The sequence below is a fragment of the uncultured Aquimarina sp. genome (genome assembly GCF_947496855.1).
Lineage (GTDB): Bacteria > Bacteroidota > Bacteroidia > Flavobacteriales > Flavobacteriaceae > Aquimarina.
Genome location: NZ_CANMED010000001.1, coordinates 1,137,779 through 1,160,502 on the forward strand (window position 1 = coordinate 1,137,779; position 22,724 = coordinate 1,160,502).

The following is a 22,724-nucleotide window of genomic DNA, read 5'->3' on the forward strand; positions in this document are numbered from 1 at the left end:
AAAACCCTACTTTTTTTTTGAAAAATTATTCTTTAAAAGCCTGTGAAGTCGACATAAATCCTTTGATAAATTTCTTTAATTTGGAAGAGGGAACTTTATCTATATTTTTCGTTAGAAAGCTTTTATCTTCTTCTATATCCCTGTAGTATCTGGTAATTCTAGGAGCACTAGTTTGTACACTCAGTCTAATCATCCTTAGTTCTATATTATCAGGATCGGATTGTATTGCTTCTTCAATCAACTTCTTTCCTTGTTTAAAAAAAGATATTTTATCCATGGTTTTTTTTGAAAATGAAGCTTTTAGGGTTAATGCACATCCGTAATAAGCAGATAACACAGTACTTTCTTCGTGGTTTATACTCTGCGTTAATTCATAAAATTTCTCAGTATTCTCTTTGGAATCTTTTGCATATCTATATGAATTTCTTACTTCAACAATATCGGCTGTATTAGCATTCATAAAAAGTAATCCAACAAATAAGGCAAAAAATTTCATATCGTTAATTTATAATTTAACAAAAGTAACCACAACTTTTAGCGCTATGGTATCATCATACTTTACGGTACTCTTTACTTTAATTTCCTCTTCATTATCTGTAAAATCATTAGTAATAACTAAATCCGGAGTCTTTTCAGGATTGATTACAGCCATAAACTTCACATTAGAAGCTTTTTTCATAAATAAAGAACATCCTTTTCTATTTTCCGTAAGCTCCTTAATAATCTGTAATGTACAAACTCCGGGAGTTATCGGATTACCTGGAAAATGACCTTTAAAGATTTCACTTTCAGGATTTAAAGATATAGTCGTAGTTTGTATACCGTCCCTTACAGAATCTTTATTGATTTTATATAAATCAGCTATTAGCATATTATTATTTTAAGAAGTTTAACTCTATGTTTAGTTTTATATTTTTATGATCAATACGTATATTTTTAGCTATCAAACTTTTAGAAATATCTTTAAAAAGTATCATAAACTTTTCTTTTCTTTTAGTGGTATGAACTATTTTATATAATCTCAGGTCTGATTGATTATAAAAGTAGTAATTATAGCGTTTGTCTATTTCATTTTTGAGGACATTATATGAATCATCGTAATACTTTTCCTCAACCGTTCCTGTTTCTTTGATTAATAATGAAAAATCTCTGATTAATGTATTTAAGATAATTTTTCTATCAAGCTGCTCTACAATTGAATTAATTTTATATCCATCTTTCTCAAACTCTATATCAAAAAAAGTACTGCCAAATTGTGAAGTAAAAACGATGCGATGTTTCTGTGGAGTTACCTTTTTCAAAATAAGAATACCACTAAATTCATTGCCATACACTTCTATGTCTGCTTTATATACATAATCAATATCAAGATTTGAAAAATATGGATTTTGCACTATATCATTTATTTCCACTTCAGATTCCACAAAGTTATCTACCGTTACAACTTTACAACCGAAAACAGATACAATCAGTATACTAATGAGCAAATATCGCATCAGGAATAGTTTTATTTACAGAGGTATTCTGAAATTTTATAAGTGTATAATCTCCTGAAGGTTCTATTAATTTAACACTGGACACTAAGTATTTTTTTGACTCAAAGTTTAAAACAATCTGCTTAAACATACTTTTTAAGGTTTGATCTTTTGGAGATAGTTTTGCTATATATTGATCATTATTCTTAAAAACATTAATAGAAAACTGAGTATCATCTAGCATATCACCGCTTACACTTTTCGCAATCAAATCATTCAATTTTTTAAAAACTTTATTCGAGGCAAGATTAATATCACTTTTTTTACCAGCATCGTTAATAAATAGCTTTTTATCTTTAAAAATCACACTATACTCATATGGTTTTGTATAAGACCATTTGATAACATTTGGTGATTTAAAGTATAAATCTCCACTACTTTCTATATCATTAGACAGAAAATCAATATGTTTTATTTGCGTAAATGTATTTACAATTGTTTTAGACTGTTTTGCACTGATACTTACTGCATTCTTAAAAGTGTCCATTTCTAATTTAGAAAGTGCCACCTCTTGAGCCTGTAACCAATAAAAATTTAAGAAAAAAAAACCAAATAATAAAAATCTAAGCATATGCTTGTATCGAAAATAGTTCATCTATAGTAACTGTTGTAAAGTTATTCCTTTGCAAAAATAGCAACAATTGTTCCAATACTGCTATAGTAATTATTTTTGTATCGTGAAGCAGTATAATATCTCCTCCCTTTAAGTTTTTTGTAACTCTTTTAAGTATTACTTTTTCTGAAGGAATTGTAGTATCAAATGACCGCTTGTTCCATCCAATAACAGCGTGTCCAGTCTTTTTAACAGCTCTAGCTATATTAGGATTAGTAATTCCATATGGAGGTCTAAAAAGTAATGGCTTTTTTTTTGAAAATTTTTCTATTATAATATCTGTTTCCTTAATTTCACTAGTAAACTTATCCGTACTATAGATATCAATAAGTTTATCATGAGTAAAAGTATGGTTTCCAATGATATGATTTTCCTGTATAATTTTTTTAAGTATATCAGGATGTTTTTCGATTTGCTTTCCAATACAAAAAAAAGTTCCTTTAACGTTATACTTATTTAGCACTTCCAGAATCTTCAAAGTATTGAGATCTGGACCATCATCAAAAGTAATGGCTATTTTTTTCTCTGGTAACTTCGGATTGCTACTTAAACTTTTAAGAAAATATCCCGATCTTATATTCGTAACTCCGTAAGCAGTAATTAGAAGCCAAAGAAACCCTAGTACAAGTAAACTCCACCAGGGAAATTTATTGAAACTAATTGCGGTAATCATAAGAATACCTACAATTATTGATATAATATTAACTATTTTCCTAATTAGCATCGTTGCAACAACGCAATACTATGATCTCTTCCAAGGTATTGATTATACAAAAGTACATTATTATGATTTTTTGAAGTAACATCATTAACCTTCAAGATAGAAGGTATCTGATTAGTTTTAAAAATTTTACAAGCAAGCCAAAAACCAAAACTAGAGGCAACATGGTAATCACCTATCAAATGCTTATAACAGAGTTGTTCTATATTTAAAAAAATCGAAGATTGTAAGTTTTTATAATAATCATCGTGTTTTACATCTCCATTATTACCTAAAACTACAGCATCTATATCATCTATAGACAACCCTTGGCGTAAAACAAATTTTTCGATATTCATCTTTATTTCATCTGGTGTCGCTTCACTTATAGTTTCTACATCAACAATATTAGCTAAACTTTTATCAGTTTTTGCACCTAAAACCATAAATGTAGCACCTTCACTAGCAACTGTACCTGATGTATTCGAGTCCAATAAATTAATTACATCGATATCAGTGTTTTTGATCTGACCATCTAATTTATGAAGCAACGTAGAGTTTTTCGCAATTTCATCAATACCACCAACCAAAATATTTTTTCCTGATTCTTCTAACAACATTAACTGAGCATCCATAACAGAAGTTTCGAACGAAGCTGCCCCTTGAACATATGTAAGATTATACGCCTTACACCCTAATCCCAATGCTACTTGACCTCCAACAGTATTATGTGTTGATTGAATAAACAGTGTTGGTGTCAAAAATTCCTCATCATTATGAAGAATATTTTCCAAAAACTTCTCAGAATCTTGTTTACAGCCCATTCCTGTGCCCGTAATTATAGCATCTGGCATTTCTAATCCAGAATCTTTTAAAGCCATCGACGCGGTTGTAACTCCCATCTTCACAGACTTAGACATTCGTCTCATAGCTGCGGGCTTTATATACTCTTTATAATTAGGGTCGTGGGATCTAAATATAGCCTCTTTATAAGATATTATATCTTCTAAAAACGTATCTGGATCCGTTGTACGTTGTGCAGAAATGCTAGCAATACCATTTATAAAACAATCGCTCATTATTTTGTAAAAATTAAAGTGGAACAATTGCCTCCAAAACCAAAAGAATTAGACAAAATAGTTTTCACTTTTTTAGCAACCAATTCGGTTTCCGGGACTAATGAAAACTCTTTCATTTTAGTTTTAAAATTCAAGTTCGGGAAAATTAGATTCTCCCTTAGCGATAAAAGCGAATAAATCGCTTCTACAGAACCCGCTGCAGCTAGCGTATGCCCTGTAAATGCCTTTGTAGAACTAAACAATGGAGTGTTTTCTTCTCCAAAAATTCTAGTCATAGCAACACCTTCTGATAAATCATTATTAGGAGTTGCTGTTCCGTGAGCATTTACATAATCAATTTCTTTAGCAGTCATATTAGCAACCTTCAGTGCTTTATTCATGGCAAGGTATGCACCTTCTCCATCAGATGACGAAGCAGTTTGATGGTACGCATCATTGGCATTTGCCCAACCAGTAACACGACCTAAAACCTTTTTATTTTCTTTCTCAACGATTGCTTCGCTTTCTAATACTAAGTAAGCAGCTGCCTCTCCCAGGTTCAATCCTTTTCTATTATCATCAAAAGGACAACACTCAGCATCTGATAAAATCATTAAAGTACCAAATCCATTTATAGTAAACTTAGACAAAGCATCTGTTCCTCCAACAACCATTCTATCTATCTTACCTGCCTGAATCATGCGTGCTCCAAGCATTATTGCATTCGCTGCAGAAGAACAAGCAGTACTGATAGTAGAGACATATCCCTTTATCCCTAAATAATTAGAAATAGAATGCGTCGTAAAACCAGCATGTTGCGCCTGAATGAATCTTCTATGATCTTCAATTTCGTTGTATCCTAGATAATGTTTTTCGGTAGTATCCATACCTCCTACACTAGTCCCAGAAACAAAGCCCGTTCTATATTCATTTATATCCGAAATATGAGCATCCTGCAGTGCTTCTTTTGCAGCAATAGCTCCAATCATAGCTGTTCTGGAAAAACTGTGTAAAGGCTCTAATCCAAGTTCTTCTTCTAAGGCATTGTTGGTTTTTTTAATCTCACCAACCATGATATTTTCACTGTGCCGGGTTTTTAGCATCTCGACTCGAGAAATACCTGGTGATACTGATTTTAAAGCATCAAGATTTTCCTCTACGGTATTTCCAATAGAAGAAATGATTCCCATACCCGTAATGGCAATGCCTTTATTCATATTATTTTGTACGATGTTTTGCTATATAATCTGCCATAACGCCGATAGATTCGAATATAGCTTTACCTTCTTTTGGATCTTTTAATTTAATCCCATAGTCTTTTTCTAATAATACAATTAGTTCAAGTGCATCAATAGAATCTAAGCCCAAACCATCACCAAAAAGAGGATCATCATCTCCTATTTCACCTATCTCTACATCTTCAAGACTTAATTGTTCTATTAATTTTTCTTTTAGCTCTTCTCTTAATTCAGCCATATCTATTGATTGTATAAATTATTTAATTCTTCTTTTGTTAGCTCTATTCTGCCTTTTTTAGAAAGAAAAGCCAAAAATACGTCATATTTGTCATTATCCAAATCTACCCAACCACAAATAACATTGGTTGCTTTTCCTGTATCCATTAAAATTTTAGAATATTTCGACATAAGATCCGCATCAAAACTTTCCGTAACAAAAAATGCATTTTCACTTTTCATTTTATTCTTTATACTTATTTCTCCCATAATGATATTAGGAAGTGTATAAACAAAAACTGCCGGAGACGGATAAAAATCTTCACGATCCTGAATACTTACTTGATGTTTTCTATCTGTATCAAGACTCGACGACCTATTAGACAATACCAGTGCGGTATCTTGGTCCAATTTATCGCTATCTCTTAATAAAACTTCTGAAGCTAAAAAACCCAACTTACACAACTCATCCATTTTGTGAAATTTCGGATATTTTAATTCTAAATACTGATAAATTCCTTTTCCAAAATCCTTCAGACTATCTGATTCTGAATCAATATATAACTGTTCTCCATTCTTAAAGACCTTTTTATCTCGAATCGAACAAAAATCTGATATGTAATACTTTTCTTTAATCACTATACCTCTTTTTCAATAATCAGTGCCACATTACATCCACCAAAACCAGATGCAGTTTTCAGTACCCTTTTTAATTCTTTTTTATGATTCTTGGCAATTACATTAATTGATTCCGAGACTCCTAATTCTTCAAAGCCTAATGAAGCGAATAACTCATTATTAATTAGACAATGTCTGGCTATGATACTTTCGATTAAGGCAGAAGCTCCTAATGTGTGTCCATAGTATCCTTTTAGACTATTGATAGGAACGTTTTTCATTCCAGCTCTATTAAAAGCAATGGCTTCCATTTCATCATTATATGGAGTTGCCGTTCCATGCGCAGTAATATAATCAATCTGATTACTTTCTATACCTGCATCTTTTAAAGCTTTTGTTATACTAATATATAATCCTTCTCCAGTGCGTGAAGGTCCCGAAATATGATTTGCATCATTAGCTGAAGCATCTCCACTAATACTGATTACTTCTTCGGTAACATTTTTTTTATTAGAGCTCAACCAAACGCTAGCTGCTGCTTCTCCTAAACTTATACCCGTCCTATTTTTACAAAAAGGCTTGCAAGGAGCAGGACTTACTGCCTGAAAAGAAAAGAAACCTGAAAGTGTAAATTCAGAGAGTAAATCTCCACCTATTATAACCACATCTTCAAAAAGTTCGGACTGAATCATTCGTTTTCCGACGGCCAGAGCTAATCCTCCAGAAATACAGGCATTAGATAAGATAAGAGGCGTATGATCTAATTTAAAATAATCTTGAACGGTTTTAGAAATACTTGTTAGGTAGGCTTTCTTATAAGAATCATCTCTCAAGCTGTTAATATTTCCTTTTGTAGTAGAGATAACAACTCCACATTTCGTTATATCCAAAGAAGAATTCTCAGCCAATAATTTAGAAACAGATATTAACATCATCTTTTCTAACTTAGTATATCCTGAATCCTTTGAAATTATATCCCAAGCCTCAGAAAGCTTATCATTATTAACAACCGCTCCAAAAAATGGCTCTGACCAAATATAATTATCATCAACTTTTTTGATTCCGGTCTGGTTTAAACGCAGATTTTCTACATTTTCTTCAGTAGAAAACCCAAGAGGAGAAATTATATTATCGGCAACTAAGTAGACTTTTTTCATAATAACCCCACTTTACGTTTCCAATCAAGAAAGAACTCCGGAATATTAAGAGACATAGTACCGTCCATATCCAAGAACACCTGTGTAGTTTCCCCTACACAAACTAGCTCTTTCTTTTGATTATATACATTATATCTAAAAATCATTTTTGCAGCAGGACTATCTACATATACCGTTTCTACTGTTGCAATATCACCATATTTAAGCGGTAACTTATGATCACAATTAGAATTAACGATTGGTGTTACATAATCATTATCTTTTACATGAAGATAAGAAATTCCGTGGCTTCTACCAAAGGCTTCTCTTCCCTCCTCGAAATATGTTATATATATACCATGCCAAACAATACTCAAAGGATCACAATCATTAAATCTGACTCTTACCTCGTGAACGTGTTTGATATCGGTTATAATCTCTTTAGACCGCCTTTTTCTTTTCATAATATAATATAGCGATTACGATAGTACTAATAAAAAAGCCAATTAGCAAACCAATTTCGGGAAGAATGTCTATCAAACTACCTTTTCTTAAAAAACAATCATAAAAAGCCTCCAATCCCCAGTTCATAGGAGAGATTTTAGCAATGAGTTGCATCGTATCAGGCATTGCAAATACAGGAACCCAAACCCCTCCAATTGCAGCTAACAAAACAACTAATACGGCTCCAAAAGGAGCTGCTTGTTCGTGCGAACTGAAAACAGTTCCTAACAAAATTCCTAATCCAATAGCTCCTAATCCAGAAGATAAAGCAACTAGATATAATAATCCTAAATTATCTCCCAAATCCAAAATAGGCAAACCTAATTTTGGGAACACAAAGATCCCTAAAAGCAAAATCAAGGTAAACTGTAATAAGCTTACTAATAGAAACAAAAATGCTTTACCTGCTATAATTGTTGAATAATTGATTGGTGTTGTTTGTAAACGAACAAATGTTCCTTGTCCTTTTTCATGTACAAGATTCAATGATAATGGTAAAATCATAAAGAAAATAGCAAATAATGTCCAAGCCGGTATATTATGCTGCACCGAGTTAGGAAGAATTAATTCTCCAGATAAAGAAGGGTTTATCTGTTCATATTTTACAAAATTGTCTCGATTAAAAGACTTAAGACTTTCTGATTCTCCTAATTCTTTTTGGAAAGCCTCGTAAATCGATTTAGTCTCTATACTCGCGACTAATTTATCTACCGCAAATATCACAGAACTTCTAAAAGTTTCTTGTGTTATCGGATCGAAATACAACTTTACTACCTTATTTGATAGTTTTTCTTGAACACCTTCTACTTTTAAAGAATCTACTGCGCCTTCAAACTCTTCAAGGATTTTGGTTATATTTTTATCTATTTGTTTTTGAAGTCCATCACTCAATCCTTCAGGAATAACAACTGCCAGTTGGTAGTCGCCGGAAGCAACTAAAAACTTTGCTTTTTCTTCTGTTAACGGAATATTATTTATTTCAGCAATCGGTTCTAGAAACTCTATTTCAGAAAAGCTCTTTTTAATTTCAATTGACAACTTCCCATTATCTTTATCTACCAATAAAATTTCTATAGAATTACTTGAAATTGATTTAAAAGTAGCATCCTGAATCAATGTAATTGCAACTACCAATAGAATTGGCATTATAAACAATATAATTAACCCCCCGGGGTCCCTAAGGAGCAATAAAAACTCTTTTTTTATGGAAGCTAGAAATCTATGCATAATCACGAAGTTCTCTTCCTGTAAGTTCTATAAAAACATCTTCTAAGTTCCTTGCTTCTTTGCTTTCTGAAATTAGCTTAGAAGGAGTATTCTCGGCTATAATTTTACCAGAATCAATAATTCCAACCAAAGAACATAAATCCTGCGCTTCCCTAAGATGATGTGATGTATAGATTATCGTTGTTCCTGCCTTATTAAGTTCTTTTAGTTTTTTAGTAATTGCTTGTTTTGACTGAACATCTACTCCTACAGTTGGTTCATCCAAAAATAATAGTTCTGGATTATGAAGTATTCCCGCTACAAGATTAACTCTTCTTTTCATTCCACCAGAAAACGTTTTAATTTTTTTATCCGCAAAAGGTAATAACCCTAATTGATCCAAGTGAGACAAAACCATTGGTTTTAGTTTGGATTTTGTTATACCAAACATACTCCCGAAATACAGTAAATTCTCTTTTGCAGTTAATTTTGGATATAAAGCGTATTCTTGAGGAACAACGCCTATAGTTTTTTGTATTTTTTTTAAGTCTTTTTTAAAGCTCTTACCAGAAATCAATACTTGTCCAGAAGTTGGTTTAATCAAACCGCATAAAATGGAGATCAATGTAGTTTTCCCTGCTCCGTTAGGCCCAAGAAGACCATATATTTCTCCTCTGTTAATTTCTAAACTCACAGTATCTAAAGAAAGAAAAGTAGCTCCTTTATATTGTTTAGAAATATTTTTTATCTGAATAAGAGGAGTAACATCCATCTCTAAATTATTTAATTGCTTTCTTAAGATCTAGAAAGAAGGCTTTCTCTGCTAGAGCAATTGCATCTAACTTATCCGCAATTTTATTATAAGCATCAGTTTCTCTACTTCTGTTTTTATATAACCTAGAAGCATCAATAGCAAAATCTCTCCATTGGTCACCAACTGCAGTCATTTCTTTTGAAAGTTCGGCAAGCCTAGGGTTTTCCATAATTACAGAAGCCTCTTGTAAAAACGCAGCAAAAATAAATCGAAAACCTCCGCCACCAGTTCCTATTTCTTCTTGCATACGAACTAACTGTCCTAAATAATGATTTGTCTTTTTTACTCCAATCTTATCAGGCCATTTACGAATTTGCTTAGCCACATACCTGATCCCTCTATATCCAACTACCGGAACTGGGGCTAACATATGTCTATATGTTTGTTTAATTCCTTTTGTAATTGCTTTTTTAAGATCTATATCATTTGGTAATTGAGTAGGATAATAAATATGTCCATTAGGCGCAAACGGTCCTTTAGCAAAACGTACTTTTTCTAATTCTTTAGAAGTTAAAGTAGTTACTTCTGGCATTACTGGATCGCTTATTAAATAATCATCTCCTTGTTTTCCATAAACAACCAGATTATGTGCATTGAAGTGAAAACGATACTCATCCGGGAAATATGATAAGTTATACACTCCTACTTGCAATCCAACAGGATTATTTTTAGATAATTCAGCATCTAACGTTTGCTGTGCCTTCTCTTTAGATTTAAACTTAAGCCTCTTAATTTTAAAACCTAACCTCTTGCTCACTCTAGAAAAGATAAATCCAGGAACAGGTCTAAAACTAAATGCAGGTGCAAAATTAACTTTTATAAACGGGATATATATAAAGAAAACCCCAGAAGCAATACCAAAAACCATTGGTTCACTCACCTTGAGTCCATTATAATTCAATAGATTAGAAACCACTCCATTTTCGCAATGAGCAGATTGGTTGTGTTCAAAGTTTATTTTCAAATCTTTGGATTTTTAAGTTCTTCTAAAGGGACCTCGAAAGCTTCAGCATATTTCTTTAATGTCTTCTTACTTAATTTTTTAAATATACTAGCTTTTAAATGTCTTTTCACTTTCCATTGCCATAAACCAACATATCCAGATAAAACGACAACATCCATACGCTGTAATTCCATATAATAAGCGATAGGACTAAGCTCTCCTTGTTTTATTTTCTGAATGGTCTCCTTAAGTTGCTCTTCTATTAATTCTAAAGATTTATTTAAAGCTATAGTCTTTGCATCCCAACCAGAACTAAGTTCTTTTCCGTATTTCCCTTCTTTATCTACAGCATATACGACTTCTTTTATATTTGCTTTGGAAAGGCTACTTTCATCCTGAGGAACGTCTTCTTTTTTCATATCACTAAAAAAATTCAAATTAAAATATAAGACAGAATTAAGGATCTACAATAATAGTTTTCATTTCTGAAGAAGCTATCAGATTTCCTTCTAAATCATTAACATTAATTTCTACCAACGAAACTTGCATTATTTCTGCTATTATCTTCACAGTAGTTATAAGTTCGGTTCCTGATTTTGGTAACGCATGAATTGTAGCATGTTTTATAGATCCAATAAAACCAGTTTTAGGTTTTTTGTCTTTTCCACGATTTACATATCCTCTATACCCTCTGTGCAAAGCGATACTTTGAGCCATATTTTCGATAAGTCCACCTTCTGTAAAATATCCATCCGTACTCAATATATTATCAGATGTTACTTTTAAACCGGAAATTACCTTTTCTGTATCAAAGTACAACAACTTATCTATCATAACAAAAGGATCCTTTTGTGGAATCAATTTTTTAATAAAATCGATATCTGTAATAGTATGTTCTAATTGATTATTCATTAGCAAACAGTAAGCAACATATTGAAATACATAAAACGACCACTCTCAGGAACAATTACTAATACCTTATCGCCTTTTTTTAACTTCCCAGAGTTTTTTAACTCATCAATCATAAGATAAATAGATCCTGCACCTACATTTCCAACTGCTCCAAGATTCGTAAACCACTTCTCCTTTGGTATTTTAATATTTTGTTTAACTAATTCTTCATACAATTTATCCCTGAAAAAAAATGAAGATAAATGTGGTAAGAAATAATCCACTTCTTCAACTTGAAAGCCCATTTTAACCACAGAGTCCTTAAGGCTTGTTACACCTTTTTCTATTACGTGTTTATCAAGAATTTTTACGTCTTGTTTAAGTGAAAAAACAGATTTTGATAACCATTCTTCGGGTTCATATTCACTCCAAGGCTTTAAACTTCCATCTTCATTTTTATCTCCACCAGCATACATACAAGCTTCCAGTTCATGAGCATAGGAATAAGCCTGCATCCAATCAATACGCAATGGGTTTTCTCCTTTAGGTTCACTTTCTAACAAAAATGCACCTCCCCCATCAGATAACATCCAACGAAGAAAATCTTTCTTAAAACCTATAATCGGTTGTTCTTCTAGAGATTTCAAGTTCTCTACTTCTTTATCAAACTTTCTAGATTGCATCCATGTAGAAACTCTTTCTGTGCCAGTACAAACAGCATTTTTTGTACTATTGGATTTAACGGAAAGGAATCCATATTTTAACGCACTCATCCCTGAACAGCACACACCAGAGGCAGTATTTAGCTCAATACTGTTTTTTGTATCTAACAACCCGTGTACCATAGAAGCGTGAGAAGGCAACAAATTATCTGGAGTTGAAGTCCCGCAAGAAAGTAATTCTATTTCGTTTTCGGAAAAATCTAAATCGCAAAGGTTTTTAATTGTTTCTCTAGTAAGTTGAGCATTATTATGAGTTATATTTCCATAATCATCAACAGCATAGTATCTTTCTTTAATACCGTTATTTCTTAAAACAATTCTCCTTGCTCTAGAAGGTTGATCATCAATCATACCTAGTCTTTTTTCCATTCCGTCATTTGAGACTGGCTGATTTGGTAAGAAATGCCCTGTTTTTGTTATATAAACGTTTTTCATAAATAATGATTACTTATCGTAATCTTGTTGATTGATAATATTTGATGTCCTTTTTTATCCGTCCATAAAAAGGCAAATAAGTCAACAAAAATATAATAAAAACTATTGGTACAAAAACCCAAATAGCAAATTGTAGGTAATACTCAAAAAAGTTCAACAATTTCGCTCTCTTTTTTGGTGATTTTAGCCCTACTTTATATATATATGATGACCACTTACTAAAGATATGATTTCCAGATTTATCTGACCTAATTAAGAAAGGTTTTACCCGAACCGCACCATCTTTTACTAACGTTTCTTGTAATTGTTCAAAATTTTCTTGAAAAAGATATTTTTTTACAATTAGTCCAAATTTCCCAGCTTCCTTTATGTCTTTATCCGACACACCTGGTTTTGGAAAAACGCCTAAATATTTAGTTTTCTTACCCCCCATCATCCAATGCACAATAGTAATTACACTAATGTGGTTCCAATGTCGATCTACAAAGGCTATATTTCCAACCAATTCCGCTTTACAATCCACCAATAATCTTTTAACTTTCTCTTGGGTCAAAATCCACATATTCCTAGAACCATTAACAGTTATAACCGGAGTATCTTTCAGCAATACTTTTGCATCATCTCCTTTTAGAAAAGAATTAATTGGAATTGATGGTGAAAGATACCAAACAGTATAGCCAAATATGATCAAATCATACTTTTTATTTTTTACAGCATCAGGAATAGACTTGTTAGGTTTTGGTATCTGCAAATAAGATTCAGGGAAAACTTGTATAAAGTCTTTCTTATTCCAAGGAAATTGATATGATTCTTCTGGACAAATCTCCTGTACAGTAATGGTACAGTTTTCATCTAGCTCCAACGGTCTAACCAGATTTGTTAATATCTCACGTAATTGACCACTTTGGCTATAATACAACACCAGTATATCCTTCATAAATTAGGTTTTAAGATCATCCCAATAATCATAGTAATTAAACCATTGTAAGGGATACTTTTTAACCATAATTTCAGTATTTCTGACATACTCTCTTAATACATGGCTAGGTTTGATTGATGATTCTGAAAATTCAGGCTCGCGTGCATACAAATTATATTGCTTGCCTGATCCTTTCATAATATACATAAAAAGAATAGGTTTTTTCTTTCTCGCAGCTAATTTATAAGGCCCTGAAGGGAACTTTACTGACCTACCAAAAAACTCATGATCAAGATACTGTATTCCTTCAACATATCGATCCGCAGCAAAAATGATTACTTCTCCATTAGCCAAAACATCGTTCATTTGAAAAATATGAGACATATCTTCCTTTATTACAATAAATTTCATTGTAGTGTCAGTAGATACAGCTCCAACATACTGTTTAATCTGCTCATTTTCTTGATCAGTAACCATTAGATTAACTCCAGTATTGGTCATATCAAATTCATCAAAAAAATAACGAGCTATATTAAAACTACCTACATGTGCACTAAATACAATACCTCCTTTTCTTTTTTCTAAAAGTTCTTGTATTTTTTCTTTACCATCATATGCAAAAACGAACTTTTTCTTTAATCCGAAAGAAATAGCTGTCCGATCAATAAGAGTCTGACCAAAAACAAAATAGTTCTTATAAACGCTGAGGATAGATTTAAAGGAAGACTGTTTTAACCTTTTATTGTAGAAATAATAACTTGCTTTTGTTGTAGTATAAGAAAATATGAGATAGTAAGCAGCTACAAATACCAAAACAGAGTAGGCAGCATTAAGACCTAAGTTCTTTATGAGGAATATGAATATTTTATACCCTAAAGGTGTTCCTTTAGCTTTACCTTCCCATTGAGCCATTATGTCTCTTAAATATTGACTTTACTTTCTATCAAATCATAAAAATCTTTGAAGCTTTCGATACCGACAAAATCATCTCCAACCAATTTCACTCCAAAAGTAGCTTCAATAGCTACCACAAGATCCACATAGTCTAAACTATCTAAATCTAACGTTTCCTTCAGGTTCGCATCGGGAGCAATATCATCCGATTCAACCTCGAATTCTTCTATCAAAAATTCGTCTACTTTTTCGACAATTACACTTGTTTCCATCATCTTTCTCGTAATTTTTTTCTATTCTAAACCTTTTTTATAACGATTGCAGAATTTGTGCCCCCAAATCCAAATGAATTCGACAAAAATACATCAATTTTTTTATCTACAGTTTCTTTTACCAAATTTAACTTGGTCGAATCTTCATCCGGAGATTCTAAATTAATATTAGGTGCTATGAATGAATTATTCAACATAATTAATGAATATACTATTTCACTAGCTCCCGCCATCCAACATTCATGTCCCGTCATTGATTTTGTAGAACTAACATATGGTTTTGACCCCCCAAAAACTTCATTTATTGCTTTTGCTTCATTTGCATCTCCTATTGGAGTTGAAGTTGCATGTGCATTTACATAATCTACATCTTCTGGCTTAATGTTAGCCTGTTCTACAGCTCTTTTCATAGCTCTAGCCGGGCCTTCTTGATTAGGTGTTGAAATATGATCCCCATTAGAAGAAAAACCATAACCTACAACCTCTCCTAAGATCGTCGCTCCTCTTTTTACAGCGCTTTCATAAGACTCCATAAATAAAGCTGCACCGCCACCACTTGGTACTAATCCATCTCTTTTACTATCAAAAGGTCTTGATGCTTTCATAGGATTTTCTTCATTTATAGAGAAAACTCCTAATCCATCAAAACTACCAAATGCGTAATCATTAATCTCCTGAGCTCCGCCACACAACACATAATCTTGTAACCCTTGTTTTATAAGTAAATATCCCATTCCAACAGAATGTGAACCACTGGCACAAGCCGCACTAATTGTAAAATTAATTCCTTTTAACTTAAAAACAGTAGAAAGATTCATGGTTACCGTAGAGTTCATAGATTTAAAAACCCCTCCGGACCCTACCAAAGTAGTATCTTTCTTAATTCTAATTTTATCAATTGCTTGCATCACCGATTCCGCCGTACTATCATTACCAAACAGAATACCGATTTCTTCATTATCTAAAAACTCTTGATCAATACCAGCTTGATCAAATGCCTGTTTTGTTGCTATATAAGCATATTCAGATTCTGAGCCAAAGCTAACACGTTGTCTTCTACTTAACTCCTTTTTCAGGTCTGGCTTCGGCACTGTTCCTGTTAGCGCAGATCGATATCCAAACTCCTTACGAGATGGTTCAAAAATAATACCGGATTTTCCTTGATACAATGACTCTTTAACTTCATCAATATTCGCTCCAATACAAGAATAAATTCCCATTCCAGTAATAACTACTCTTCGCATAATCTCTTATGAATAAATTCCTCCATTAATATTAACAACTTCCCCTGTTATATAAGATGCTTTTTTAGATGCCAAAAAAGTTACTAAATCAGCTACTTCTTCTGCTTCTCCAAAACGATTTACAGGAATCATACGCTTCAACTCTTTCTCATCCATCTCTGCCGTCATATCTGTTTTTATAAAACCAGGTGCAACTGCGTTTACTGTAATTTTACGTTTTGCTACCTCTTGAGCTAATGCCTTTGTAGCTGCAACTAGCGCTCCTTTTGCTGCAGAATAATTAACTTGACCAGCAGTTCCTTTTACTCCGGAAACCGAAACAACATTTATAATACGACCGTAACGATTAGTTAGCATTTTCTGAATAAGATGATTTGTTACATTGTAAAAACCGTTTAAGCTTATATTCAAAACATCATGCCAGTCTTCTGATTTCATCCACATAAATAAACCATCTCTGGTTATTCCTGCATTGTTAACAATCACTTCTATAGTTGCATCCGGATTATCTGTTATCCAACTATCCAGTACCTGATGCGTATTGTCTACATCTGCGACATTAAATTTTAGCAACGTACACTGCCCTCCTTGATCTTCGATTATTTTTTTTGTTTCATTAGCAGCAGTATCATTCGATTGATAATTAATCAGAACTGGATACCCTAGTTCTTTTGCTAATTTCACAGCAATTGCTTTTCCGATTCCTCTGGACCCACCAGTTACAAGGGCGTATTTCATTTACAATTTTGGTTTTAAAACAAAATAATTATTAAATTGAAAAATCAACAATTATTCCAAATTAAGATTTAATTAACAATATTAAAAAATTCCTAACAATTTTAACAATCGTCTAATGTTGTTAATGTATTAAAAAGTCTATTTAATTTTCATAAAAGGCTCTGCGTTTTCAAACCATTTATCCCCTAATAATTTCCCGTCTGATTTTAAAAAGCCCCATTTCTTATTATATTTTACCCGCGCCAATCCATCTACAAATCCTTTTTCAGCTACTCTTCCTGACAAAAACCCAAAGCTACCTGACGTGATACCATACTTAGCCTCAATAACTAATTCTCCTTTTATATTTACAAATCCCCAATCATCTATTTTCACTGGAGCTAGTCCATTCTCTGCAAAATAATCAACATCATTATACTTATAATCGATAATTACTTTACCATTAGTATCAATAAACCCCCATTTGTTACCATCATAGACACCAGCATATCCATTTTTAAAAGATTTTGCCTTAACAAACTGAGGCTCTATAACCCACTTACCTTCTTTATCAATAAAACCTATTTTATCATCTTTTCGAGCAATTGTATATTTTCCACCACTTCTGAAATCCCAAAGCTTAGTAGCTCCATCTACTTTATTGAAGGAGTTATCTTTAACAATACCATAAACATCTTCTCCTTTTTCAGCTCTCGCAACACCATTTACATAATTACCAATTGATGTATACTCTGGTTTAATTACAACGTTTCCTTTATTATCAATAATCCCCCATTGTCCCGATTGATTAGCAAATCTAGCATATCCATTCTGAAAGCCTTTAATAACTTTATATGCCGGTTTTACAATAACCTGTCCTTCCGGATTCATCAAACCCACCATATCCTCGCTTCTAACAAAGGCTACACCATTTTTAAAAGGATATATTTTTTCTGCATCAGAATACGCTAATTCCTTACCTTTCTTATCAATATAGATCCATTCTTTTTCTTTTAGAACTATAGCAACTCCGCTATTAAAATCTTTAGCCTTACTAAATTGAGGTTCTAAAAGCCATTGTCCATCTGGATTAATATATCCCCATTTTTTACCCTCTAAAACAAGAGCAACCCCATCTGCAAAATTATTTGCTTTTTTATACTTTGGTGAAATTACAAACTCTGCCTTTTTATTAACGTATCCGAATTTCCCTCCTTCTCTTGTCTTTGCAAGTTCTTGAGAAATTACTGCTTGTAAACCAAATACTAATGTTAGTGTAATTAAAAATGCTTTTTTCATCATATTTATATTTAAGGTTTATTATTTAGTGCCAAAAATTAAACACAAGTAAACATGTATAATTTTATAAGGTTTATAAACTAAATCTTAATTCAAAATATTTAGTAGGCATCATTTTCCTTCAAAAAATCTTTAACTTTTTGAACAAAAGGATATGTAATATAGTCTTTAGTAAAAGGAGGAACTATCTTTTTGATATCCTCAACCAACTTCTGAGTTCTACTTGACAACTTATCTCCAAAATCGAGATGTTCCAATGCCTGTACAATGGTCATTAATTCTATTGCTAGAACCTCGAATGTATTCTCGATAACCGTTTTGGTTATATTGGCAGCGTTTGTACCCATACTAACAATATCTTGATTATCATTATTATTTGGGATGCTATGAACATACATAGGGTTAGAAAGCATTTGATTCTCTGCAGTTGTAGAAACTGCGGTGAATTGAATTCCTTGCATTCCGAAATTAAACCCAAGCTTTCCTAAATTAACAAAAGGAGGTAATATATCATTAAGTTTAGAATTCAGAAGATAGTTTAATTGACGTTCTGCAAGCATTGATAACTTGGTTACTACCAGCTTAAGCTTATCCATTTCTAAAGAAACATAATCTCCATGAAAGTTACCACCATGATACACGTGTTCCGTTTTTACGTCAATAATAGGATTATCGTTTGCAGAATTTAATTCTTCAATTAATATTCTACCTACGTGTTTTATGGTATCACAAACAGGGCCCAAAATTTGAGGAACACAACGAAGTGAATAATATTCTTGAACCTTTTCTTTAAAATAGGTATCTCCATTTTGACCAGAATACAAATGTTTTGTGCGGTCTCTGGTTAACTGGCTATCGGATAAATGTTCCCTCATTTTACGAGCAACATCCTGTTGCCCTAAATGAAGCTTACTATGATTCAATTCTTCAGAAAGATGATCATCATAAGCCTCTACTATTTCATTGATGGCCGAAGAACATGAAATTGACCAATCTAATAGTTTCTGCGCATTGATTACATTTACAATACCTATTCCTGTCATTGCAGAAGTACCATTCATTAAGGCTAACCCTTCTCTAATCTTAACTTCAATTGGCTTAAGATTCAATTCTTTAAAAACGTCAGCAGTATTTCTTCTTTCTCCTTTATAGAAAACCTCTCCTTCACCAATAAGTACTAGCGCTAAATGTGCTAATTGCACCAAATCACCACTCGCTCCTACTCCTCCATGTTCAAAAATCAATGGTGTAATATCGTTATTAATAAGATCTTTTAAACCACTAATTACGGACACATTAACTCCAGATTTGCCTAAGGATAATGTATTAAGCCTAGCTAACATTAACGCCTTAACAAAATCGGGTTCCATAGCTTTACCAGTTCCTGAAGAATGGCTTCTAATCAAGTTAAACTGGAGTTCTATTCTATCCTTATCATCAATCTTATATTGAGCCATTGGCCCGAATCCAGTATTTACTCCGTAGATCACTTTATTTTCAGAAAATTTTTCTAAAAACCTAAAGCTATCATCAACTCTTTTCACTATTGATTCATCTACAGCAAGCTTCTCATCGTTAAAAATTACGCTGAGAAAATCTTTTATTTCTAACCTTTCTTTTAGTATTAGCATTCGCGAATTAGTAAGTTTTTTCCAATATTTGTAAAAAAATTAAAGTTTACTCTTTATTTTTACCGTGGGCAAATGTAATGTATTTAATGTACCTTTAAAAATTATGAAAAAAGAAAATGTAGATGTACTGGTTATTGGTGCTGGTCCGTCAGGCAGTGTGAGTGCTGCTTATCTGAACAAACATGGAATCAATGTTAAGGTAGTTGAAAAAACGAAATTCCCTCGATTTCAGGTTGGAGAAAGTTTGATTCCTAGATGCATGGATAATTTTGAAGAAGCAGGCCTTCTCGATTGCCTTATGGAACAGGGATATGAAAAAAAATACGGTGCCCGATTTATAAAAGATGGAGTTCATGGATGTTTTGACTTTAGCAAAAAGTATGGTGAAGGTTGGGATTGGACTTGGCAAGTACCCAGAGATCATTTCGATAAAACCTTAACAGATGAAATTATTAGGCAAGGAGTTAGTGTTGATTTTGAAACAGAGGTAACAAATGTAGAATTTAATGGAACCGATTCTTTTACTACTGTTAAACACAAGGACGGTTCAGAAAGTCAAATTGAAGCTAAATTCATTATAGATTCTAGTGGTTTTGGACGTGTAATTGCGCGTCAACTTGGTCTAGAAGCTTCTCCAAAAATTGCTAAACACGGTTCAATTTTCACCCAGGTAAAAGACATTAATCGCCCTGAAGGAACCGAAGGAACTTTAATAACTTTTGAAATTATAGAGACTGAAGTTTGGTTTTGGTACATCCCTTTCTCTAATGGTAACACCAGTATTGGATTTGTAGGGCCTATGGATTGGATCAATAAATTCGAAGGAAATAAAACTGAAGTTTTAGAACAAATGATGAAAACTTCTCCATATTATTATGATCAGTTTAAAGATGTGCCTTACCTTTTTGAACCATATAAAGTAGAGAACATTTCTAAAAATGTTACCAAATTATTTGGAGATGGTTTTGTCCTTACCGGAAATAGTGCTGAGTTTTTGGATCCGGTATTCTCATCTGGAGTATCGTTTGCTACAGAAACTGGTTTATTGGCTGCCAAATTAGCTGTAAAACAACTAAACAATCAGGAGGTTGATTGGCAAGCTGATTTTGTTGACTATATAAAAGATGGTGTAGATGTGTTTTCTACTTATGTAAAAGAGTGGTATACTGGAAACCTGCAGAAGATTATTTTTCATAAAAACGAGAACCCTGTTTTTAAAGAACAAATATGTGCTGTATTGGCTGGGTATGTCTGGGATAAAACAAACCCTTTTGTTAAAAAACATAATCGTTTAATTAGAAATGTAGCTAAACTGATAGAAATGGAAGAAAATATGTCTTAGTAATTTCTTCTTACTAAGAAATATAGAAACAACAAAGGAGGCACTTGCCTCCTTTGTTGTTTCTATATTTTCATCCTTACTTCTTAGTAGTAACTTTTACCAAAAAATCTTTACTACTACCTTCGAAGCCTTCAATTAATATTTCTGAATCAGAAATTTTCAACACATTGTCAGTAACAAAATGTTCTAATTTGTCTCCATTATTAACATCTACCAAATTAAAAACCGCCTCCTTTTTAACACTACCAATAACATCATCAATAGTATACGCCATTAGATACCCTGTAGTAAGATCCCACAAAGGTCCAGGAGATACCTCTTTATCTAAATTTAGGTTAGCAATATGATCCTGATAAAACAAATAATGTTTAGTGTTAAGATCAACATACTTAAAAGACATTTCTGAAGCACCACGGTTATCTACACGCTGCTGCTTAGGCAATCTCTTAGACCAACTTAATGTCCCATCCGCTAGAATTTTCGCAACATAAATATCATTAAAGCTCGACGAATATCTTATATCTATACCAATATTAGGATTACTCATATTGTTTGAAAATTGACTTTTTTGTTCTCCTAGTAAAATTGTACTCCCATCTTCGTTAAACACCATATCTGTAATTTGCATATCTTTAAAATAGGGTCCCAACTTGCTTATTGCTTTCTTACTAATTCTTTTATCCTCTTTATATTTATTAAGAATTGAATCCGAAAAGTCATAAGTATTGGTTTCCCCAGCAGTATCTTCTTCAGTAAATTTTGATATAAAAAATCCAATAGGAACAAGCACACTCTCTTTTTTCTTGACATCAAATGATTTCCCAAGTGTACCAGTCACAACAACACCACCTTCTGGGTTTTGAAATATCGCAGGGACATAAACAAAATACCCATCCATTTTTATCTTACTTATAGTAAACTCATCAGTATCTTTTTTAAGTTTTAGTAACTCTATAGTACTTTCTGGATTTAAAAAAAGTGCCTTTTTTTTACTCTTTTCGTCTTTATAAACCCTAGTTAAAAAATAAAAACTCCCTTCATTATCAATTGAAAAACGTAGGTTCATACTTGTAGTTTTCGTATAAGGCATTTTAACATTATTACTCCAGATCTCGTTAACATTCTCATCAAATACATGTATAGAAAATATATCTATATTTTTAGAACTTTTGTTTTTTTGGGGTTTTAGCTTGCATACAATTAATAGTTTATTTTCATCAAAAGAAGTTTTATAATAAGATGAGTTCCTTGACACTTCACCTTTTTGGATTACAATAGTCTTAAAATCAGTTATTTCCAAACTACCAAGAGCTATTGTTCTAATTCTAAATGATGTAGTTTTAGCTTTCTTATCCCATAAACGATATAGCAGAATCAGTTTATCACTTAAACGCTCTACTCCAAGTAATCTCCCCTTTTTTACATCTTTAAAAAAGTCTACTTTCTCTATTCGTTCAATTTCTTTTAGCGTAACTGGATCAAATTTTTGGATAATCAGATCATAAGATTTATGATTAACTAATTTTATCACATAATCATTATATTTATAAAACTCTTTTAATCTGCCATCGGTTTCGCCATATTCCTCTCCTACTTCCACAGTAAATTCTTCTGATAATTTTGGATCTTGTGCACATACATTTACCACAATAAGAAGTAATAGGAGTAAAAATCTATTTTTCATATTTATTTATTTAGGACAAAGTTATTAGTTTCTTAGTTTTTTTCTACAAACGTAGTTCACACCCTGTACATAAAAAACCGCCTCTTCAAACTA

Annotated in this window: 26 protein-coding genes; 1 reads left to right on the forward strand and 25 read right to left on the reverse strand. The window is 32.5% G+C overall.

The features are described 5' to 3' along the window. Nucleotides 1–25 precede the first annotated feature (25 nt). The 24 genes from Q0921_RS05040 to hutH all read right to left on the reverse strand — a co-directional run bounded on the left by Q0921_RS05040 (nt 26) and on the right by hutH (nt 19,605). A complete protein-coding gene (locus tag Q0921_RS05040) occupies nt 26–496 on the reverse strand; it encodes a hypothetical protein (RefSeq protein ID WP_299254169.1) in 471 nt (156 codons plus the stop codon). A gap of 9 nt (nt 497–505) precedes the next feature. Next, entirely contained in the window at nt 506–871 is a 366-nt protein-coding gene (locus tag Q0921_RS05045; protein WP_299254172.1) for a 3-hydroxyacyl-ACP dehydratase, read from the reverse strand. Nucleotides 872–875: 4 nt separating this feature from the next. Further along, nucleotides 876–1,496 carry a hypothetical protein gene (locus tag Q0921_RS05050; protein ID WP_299254174.1) on the reverse strand — a complete coding sequence of 207 codons (621 nt, stop codon included), beginning with the start codon at nt 1,494–1,496 and terminating at the stop codon, nt 876–878. Further along, nucleotides 1,477–2,106 (reverse strand): outer membrane lipoprotein carrier protein LolA, encoded by a 630-nt coding sequence (locus tag Q0921_RS05055; protein WP_299254177.1) that lies wholly within the window; start codon nt 2,104–2,106, stop codon nt 1,477–1,479. Before Q0921_RS05055 ends, Q0921_RS05050 begins: the two co-directional genes overlap by 20 nt. Beyond that, a complete protein-coding gene (locus Q0921_RS05060; protein ID WP_299254180.1) occupies nt 2,099–2,821 on the reverse strand; it encodes a polysaccharide deacetylase family protein in 723 nt (240 codons plus the stop codon). Before Q0921_RS05060 ends, Q0921_RS05055 begins: the two co-directional genes overlap by 8 nt. A 44-nt stretch (nt 2,822–2,865) precedes the next feature. After that, on the reverse strand, nt 2,866–3,927 hold the full coding sequence (locus tag Q0921_RS05065) for a beta-ketoacyl synthase N-terminal-like domain-containing protein (RefSeq protein ID WP_299254183.1): 1,062 nt from the start codon (nt 3,925–3,927) through the stop codon (nt 2,866–2,868). Next, nucleotides 3,927–5,123, reverse strand: a complete 1,197-nt coding sequence (locus Q0921_RS05070) for a beta-ketoacyl-[acyl-carrier-protein] synthase family protein (protein WP_299254185.1) — start codon at nt 5,121–5,123, stop codon at nt 3,927–3,929. Before Q0921_RS05070 ends, Q0921_RS05065 begins: the two co-directional genes overlap by 1 nt. A 1-nt stretch (nt 5,124) precedes the next feature. Beyond that, complete coding sequence (locus tag Q0921_RS05075; RefSeq protein WP_299254187.1) at nt 5,125–5,382, reverse strand: phosphopantetheine-binding protein; 258 nt, start codon at nt 5,380–5,382, stop codon at nt 5,125–5,127. A gap of 2 nt (nt 5,383–5,384) precedes the next feature. After that, nucleotides 5,385–5,999, reverse strand: coding sequence for a hypothetical protein (locus tag Q0921_RS05080; RefSeq protein ID WP_299254189.1), 615 nt, complete (start codon nt 5,997–5,999; stop codon nt 5,385–5,387). After that, entirely contained in the window at nt 5,999–7,135 is a 1,137-nt protein-coding gene (locus Q0921_RS05085) for a beta-ketoacyl synthase N-terminal-like domain-containing protein (RefSeq protein WP_299254192.1), read from the reverse strand. The genes Q0921_RS05080 and Q0921_RS05085 overlap by 1 nt, the downstream gene beginning before the upstream one ends. Continuing rightward, the gene (locus tag Q0921_RS05090; RefSeq protein ID WP_299254195.1) at nt 7,132–7,578 is read right to left on the reverse strand and encodes a thioesterase family protein; all 447 of its coding nucleotides are present in this window, start codon (nt 7,576–7,578) and stop codon (nt 7,132–7,134) included. The genes Q0921_RS05085 and Q0921_RS05090 overlap by 4 nt, the downstream gene beginning before the upstream one ends. Continuing rightward, the gene (locus tag Q0921_RS05095; protein ID WP_299254197.1) at nt 7,556–8,845 is read right to left on the reverse strand and encodes an ABC transporter permease; all 1,290 of its coding nucleotides are present in this window, start codon (nt 8,843–8,845) and stop codon (nt 7,556–7,558) included. Before Q0921_RS05095 ends, Q0921_RS05090 begins: the two co-directional genes overlap by 23 nt. Continuing rightward, nucleotides 8,838–9,596, reverse strand: coding sequence for an ABC transporter ATP-binding protein (locus Q0921_RS05100; protein WP_299254200.1), 759 nt, complete (start codon nt 9,594–9,596; stop codon nt 8,838–8,840). The genes Q0921_RS05095 and Q0921_RS05100 overlap by 8 nt, the downstream gene beginning before the upstream one ends. 7 nt (nt 9,597–9,603) lie before the next feature. Continuing rightward, a complete protein-coding gene (locus Q0921_RS05105; RefSeq protein ID WP_299254203.1) occupies nt 9,604–10,602 on the reverse strand; it encodes a BtrH N-terminal domain-containing protein in 999 nt (332 codons plus the stop codon). Beyond that, nucleotides 10,599–11,000 carry a hypothetical protein gene (locus Q0921_RS05110; RefSeq protein ID WP_299254206.1) on the reverse strand — a complete coding sequence of 134 codons (402 nt, stop codon included), beginning with the start codon at nt 10,998–11,000 and terminating at the stop codon, nt 10,599–10,601. Before Q0921_RS05110 ends, Q0921_RS05105 begins: the two co-directional genes overlap by 4 nt. Nucleotides 11,001–11,037: 37 nt before the next feature. Further along, on the reverse strand, nt 11,038–11,493 hold the full coding sequence (locus Q0921_RS05115; RefSeq protein WP_299254209.1) for a hypothetical protein: 456 nt from the start codon (nt 11,491–11,493) through the stop codon (nt 11,038–11,040). Further along, nucleotides 11,493–12,629 (reverse strand): beta-ketoacyl-ACP synthase III, encoded by a 1,137-nt coding sequence (locus tag Q0921_RS05120; RefSeq protein ID WP_299254212.1) that lies wholly within the window; start codon nt 12,627–12,629, stop codon nt 11,493–11,495. Before Q0921_RS05120 ends, Q0921_RS05115 begins: the two co-directional genes overlap by 1 nt. 13 nt (nt 12,630–12,642) lie before the next feature. Further along, complete coding sequence (locus Q0921_RS05125; RefSeq protein WP_299254215.1) at nt 12,643–13,566, reverse strand: dialkylrecorsinol condensing enzyme DarA; 924 nt, start codon at nt 13,564–13,566, stop codon at nt 12,643–12,645. Nucleotides 13,567–13,569: 3 nt separating this feature from the next. Further along, nucleotides 13,570–14,460 carry a lipid A biosynthesis acyltransferase gene (locus Q0921_RS05130; RefSeq protein ID WP_299254218.1) on the reverse strand — a complete coding sequence of 297 codons (891 nt, stop codon included), beginning with the start codon at nt 14,458–14,460 and terminating at the stop codon, nt 13,570–13,572. Nucleotides 14,461–14,468: 8 nt separating this feature from the next. Further along, nucleotides 14,469–14,714 carry an acyl carrier protein gene (locus Q0921_RS05135; protein ID WP_299254770.1) on the reverse strand — a complete coding sequence of 82 codons (246 nt, stop codon included), beginning with the start codon at nt 14,712–14,714 and terminating at the stop codon, nt 14,469–14,471. 26 nt (nt 14,715–14,740) lie between these two features. Further along, entirely contained in the window at nt 14,741–15,958 is a 1,218-nt protein-coding gene (locus Q0921_RS05140) for a beta-ketoacyl synthase (RefSeq protein ID WP_299254221.1), read from the reverse strand. Nucleotides 15,959–15,964: 6 nt separating this feature from the next. After that, nucleotides 15,965–16,696 carry a 3-oxoacyl-ACP reductase FabG gene (gene fabG, locus Q0921_RS05145; RefSeq protein ID WP_299254224.1) on the reverse strand — a complete coding sequence of 244 codons (732 nt, stop codon included), beginning with the start codon at nt 16,694–16,696 and terminating at the stop codon, nt 15,965–15,967. 138 nt (nt 16,697–16,834) lie between these two features. Next, nucleotides 16,835–17,974, reverse strand: coding sequence for a WG repeat-containing protein (locus Q0921_RS05150; protein ID WP_299254227.1), 1,140 nt, complete (start codon nt 17,972–17,974; stop codon nt 16,835–16,837). Nucleotides 17,975–18,075: 101 nt separating this feature from the next. Then, nucleotides 18,076–19,605 carry a histidine ammonia-lyase gene (gene hutH, locus Q0921_RS05155; protein WP_299254229.1) on the reverse strand — a complete coding sequence of 510 codons (1,530 nt, stop codon included), beginning with the start codon at nt 19,603–19,605 and terminating at the stop codon, nt 18,076–18,078. Between the two features lie 103 nt (nt 19,606–19,708). On the opposite strand from hutH, the gene Q0921_RS05160 reads away from it, so the two are divergent. Beyond that, complete coding sequence (locus Q0921_RS05160; protein ID WP_299254232.1) at nt 19,709–20,947, forward strand: NAD(P)/FAD-dependent oxidoreductase; 1,239 nt, start codon at nt 19,709–19,711, stop codon at nt 20,945–20,947. A 76-nt stretch (nt 20,948–21,023) separates the two neighbouring features. Here Q0921_RS05160 and Q0921_RS05165 read toward each other — a convergent pair whose 3' ends face one another. Continuing rightward, nucleotides 21,024–22,631: a hypothetical protein gene (locus tag Q0921_RS05165; RefSeq protein WP_299254235.1), complete on the reverse strand. Its 1,608-nt coding sequence runs from the start codon at nt 22,629–22,631 to the stop codon at nt 21,024–21,026. Between the last annotated feature and the right edge of the window lie 93 nt (nt 22,632–22,724).

What these genes read in the sequence shown, in the direction of transcription:
- Q0921_RS05040 (WP_299254169.1), bottom strand. Translation starts at nt 496, where the DNA reads ATGAAATTTTTTGCCTTATTTGTTGGATTACTTTTTATGAATGCTAAT.
- Q0921_RS05045 (WP_299254172.1), bottom strand. Translation starts at nt 871, where the DNA reads ATGCTAATAGCTGATTTATATAAAATCAATAAAGATTCTGTAAGGGAC.
- Q0921_RS05050 (WP_299254174.1), bottom strand. Translation starts at nt 1,496, where the DNA reads ATGCGATATTTGCTCATTAGTATACTGATTGTATCTGTTTTCGGTTGT.
- Q0921_RS05055 (WP_299254177.1), bottom strand. Translation starts at nt 2,106, where the DNA reads ATGCTTAGATTTTTATTATTTGGTTTTTTTTTCTTAAATTTTTATTGG.
- Q0921_RS05060 (WP_299254180.1), bottom strand. Translation starts at nt 2,821, where the DNA reads ATGATTACCGCAATTAGTTTCAATAAATTTCCCTGGTGGAGTTTACTT.
- Q0921_RS05065 (WP_299254183.1), bottom strand. Translation starts at nt 3,927, where the DNA reads ATGAGCGATTGTTTTATAAATGGTATTGCTAGCATTTCTGCACAACGT.
- Q0921_RS05070 (WP_299254185.1), bottom strand. Translation starts at nt 5,123, where the DNA reads ATGAATAAAGGCATTGCCATTACGGGTATGGGAATCATTTCTTCTATT.
- Q0921_RS05075 (WP_299254187.1), bottom strand. Translation starts at nt 5,382, where the DNA reads ATGGCTGAATTAAGAGAAGAGCTAAAAGAAAAATTAATAGAACAATTA.
- Q0921_RS05085 (WP_299254192.1), bottom strand. Translation starts at nt 7,135, where the DNA reads ATGAAAAAAGTCTACTTAGTTGCCGATAATATAATTTCTCCTCTTGGG.
- Q0921_RS05090 (WP_299254195.1), bottom strand. Translation starts at nt 7,578, where the DNA reads ATGAAAAGAAAAAGGCGGTCTAAAGAGATTATAACCGATATCAAACAC.
- Q0921_RS05095 (WP_299254197.1), bottom strand. Translation starts at nt 8,845, where the DNA reads ATGCATAGATTTCTAGCTTCCATAAAAAAAGAGTTTTTATTGCTCCTT.
- Q0921_RS05100 (WP_299254200.1), bottom strand. Translation starts at nt 9,596, where the DNA reads ATGGATGTTACTCCTCTTATTCAGATAAAAAATATTTCTAAACAATAT.
- Q0921_RS05110 (WP_299254206.1), bottom strand. Translation starts at nt 11,000, where the DNA reads ATGAAAAAAGAAGACGTTCCTCAGGATGAAAGTAGCCTTTCCAAAGCA.
- Q0921_RS05115 (WP_299254209.1), bottom strand. Translation starts at nt 11,493, where the DNA reads ATGAATAATCAATTAGAACATACTATTACAGATATCGATTTTATTAAA.
- Q0921_RS05120 (WP_299254212.1), bottom strand. Translation starts at nt 12,629, where the DNA reads ATGAAAAACGTTTATATAACAAAAACAGGGCATTTCTTACCAAATCAG.
- Q0921_RS05125 (WP_299254215.1), bottom strand. Translation starts at nt 13,566, where the DNA reads ATGAAGGATATACTGGTGTTGTATTATAGCCAAAGTGGTCAATTACGT.
- Q0921_RS05130 (WP_299254218.1), bottom strand. Translation starts at nt 14,460, where the DNA reads ATGGCTCAATGGGAAGGTAAAGCTAAAGGAACACCTTTAGGGTATAAA.
- Q0921_RS05135 (WP_299254770.1), bottom strand. Translation starts at nt 14,714, where the DNA reads ATGGAAACAAGTGTAATTGTCGAAAAAGTAGACGAATTTTTGATAGAA.
- Q0921_RS05140 (WP_299254221.1), bottom strand. Translation starts at nt 15,958, where the DNA reads ATGCGAAGAGTAGTTATTACTGGAATGGGAATTTATTCTTGTATTGGA.
- fabG (WP_299254224.1), bottom strand. Translation starts at nt 16,696, where the DNA reads ATGAAATACGCCCTTGTAACTGGTGGGTCCAGAGGAATCGGAAAAGCA.
- Q0921_RS05150 (WP_299254227.1), bottom strand. Translation starts at nt 17,974, where the DNA reads ATGAAAAAAGCATTTTTAATTACACTAACATTAGTATTTGGTTTACAA.
- hutH (WP_299254229.1), bottom strand. Translation starts at nt 19,605, where the DNA reads ATGCTAATACTAAAAGAAAGGTTAGAAATAAAAGATTTTCTCAGCGTA.
- Q0921_RS05160 (WP_299254232.1), top strand. Translation starts at nt 19,709, where the DNA reads ATGAAAAAAGAAAATGTAGATGTACTGGTTATTGGTGCTGGTCCGTCA.
- Q0921_RS05165 (WP_299254235.1), bottom strand. Translation starts at nt 22,631, where the DNA reads ATGAAAAATAGATTTTTACTCCTATTACTTCTTATTGTGGTAAATGTA.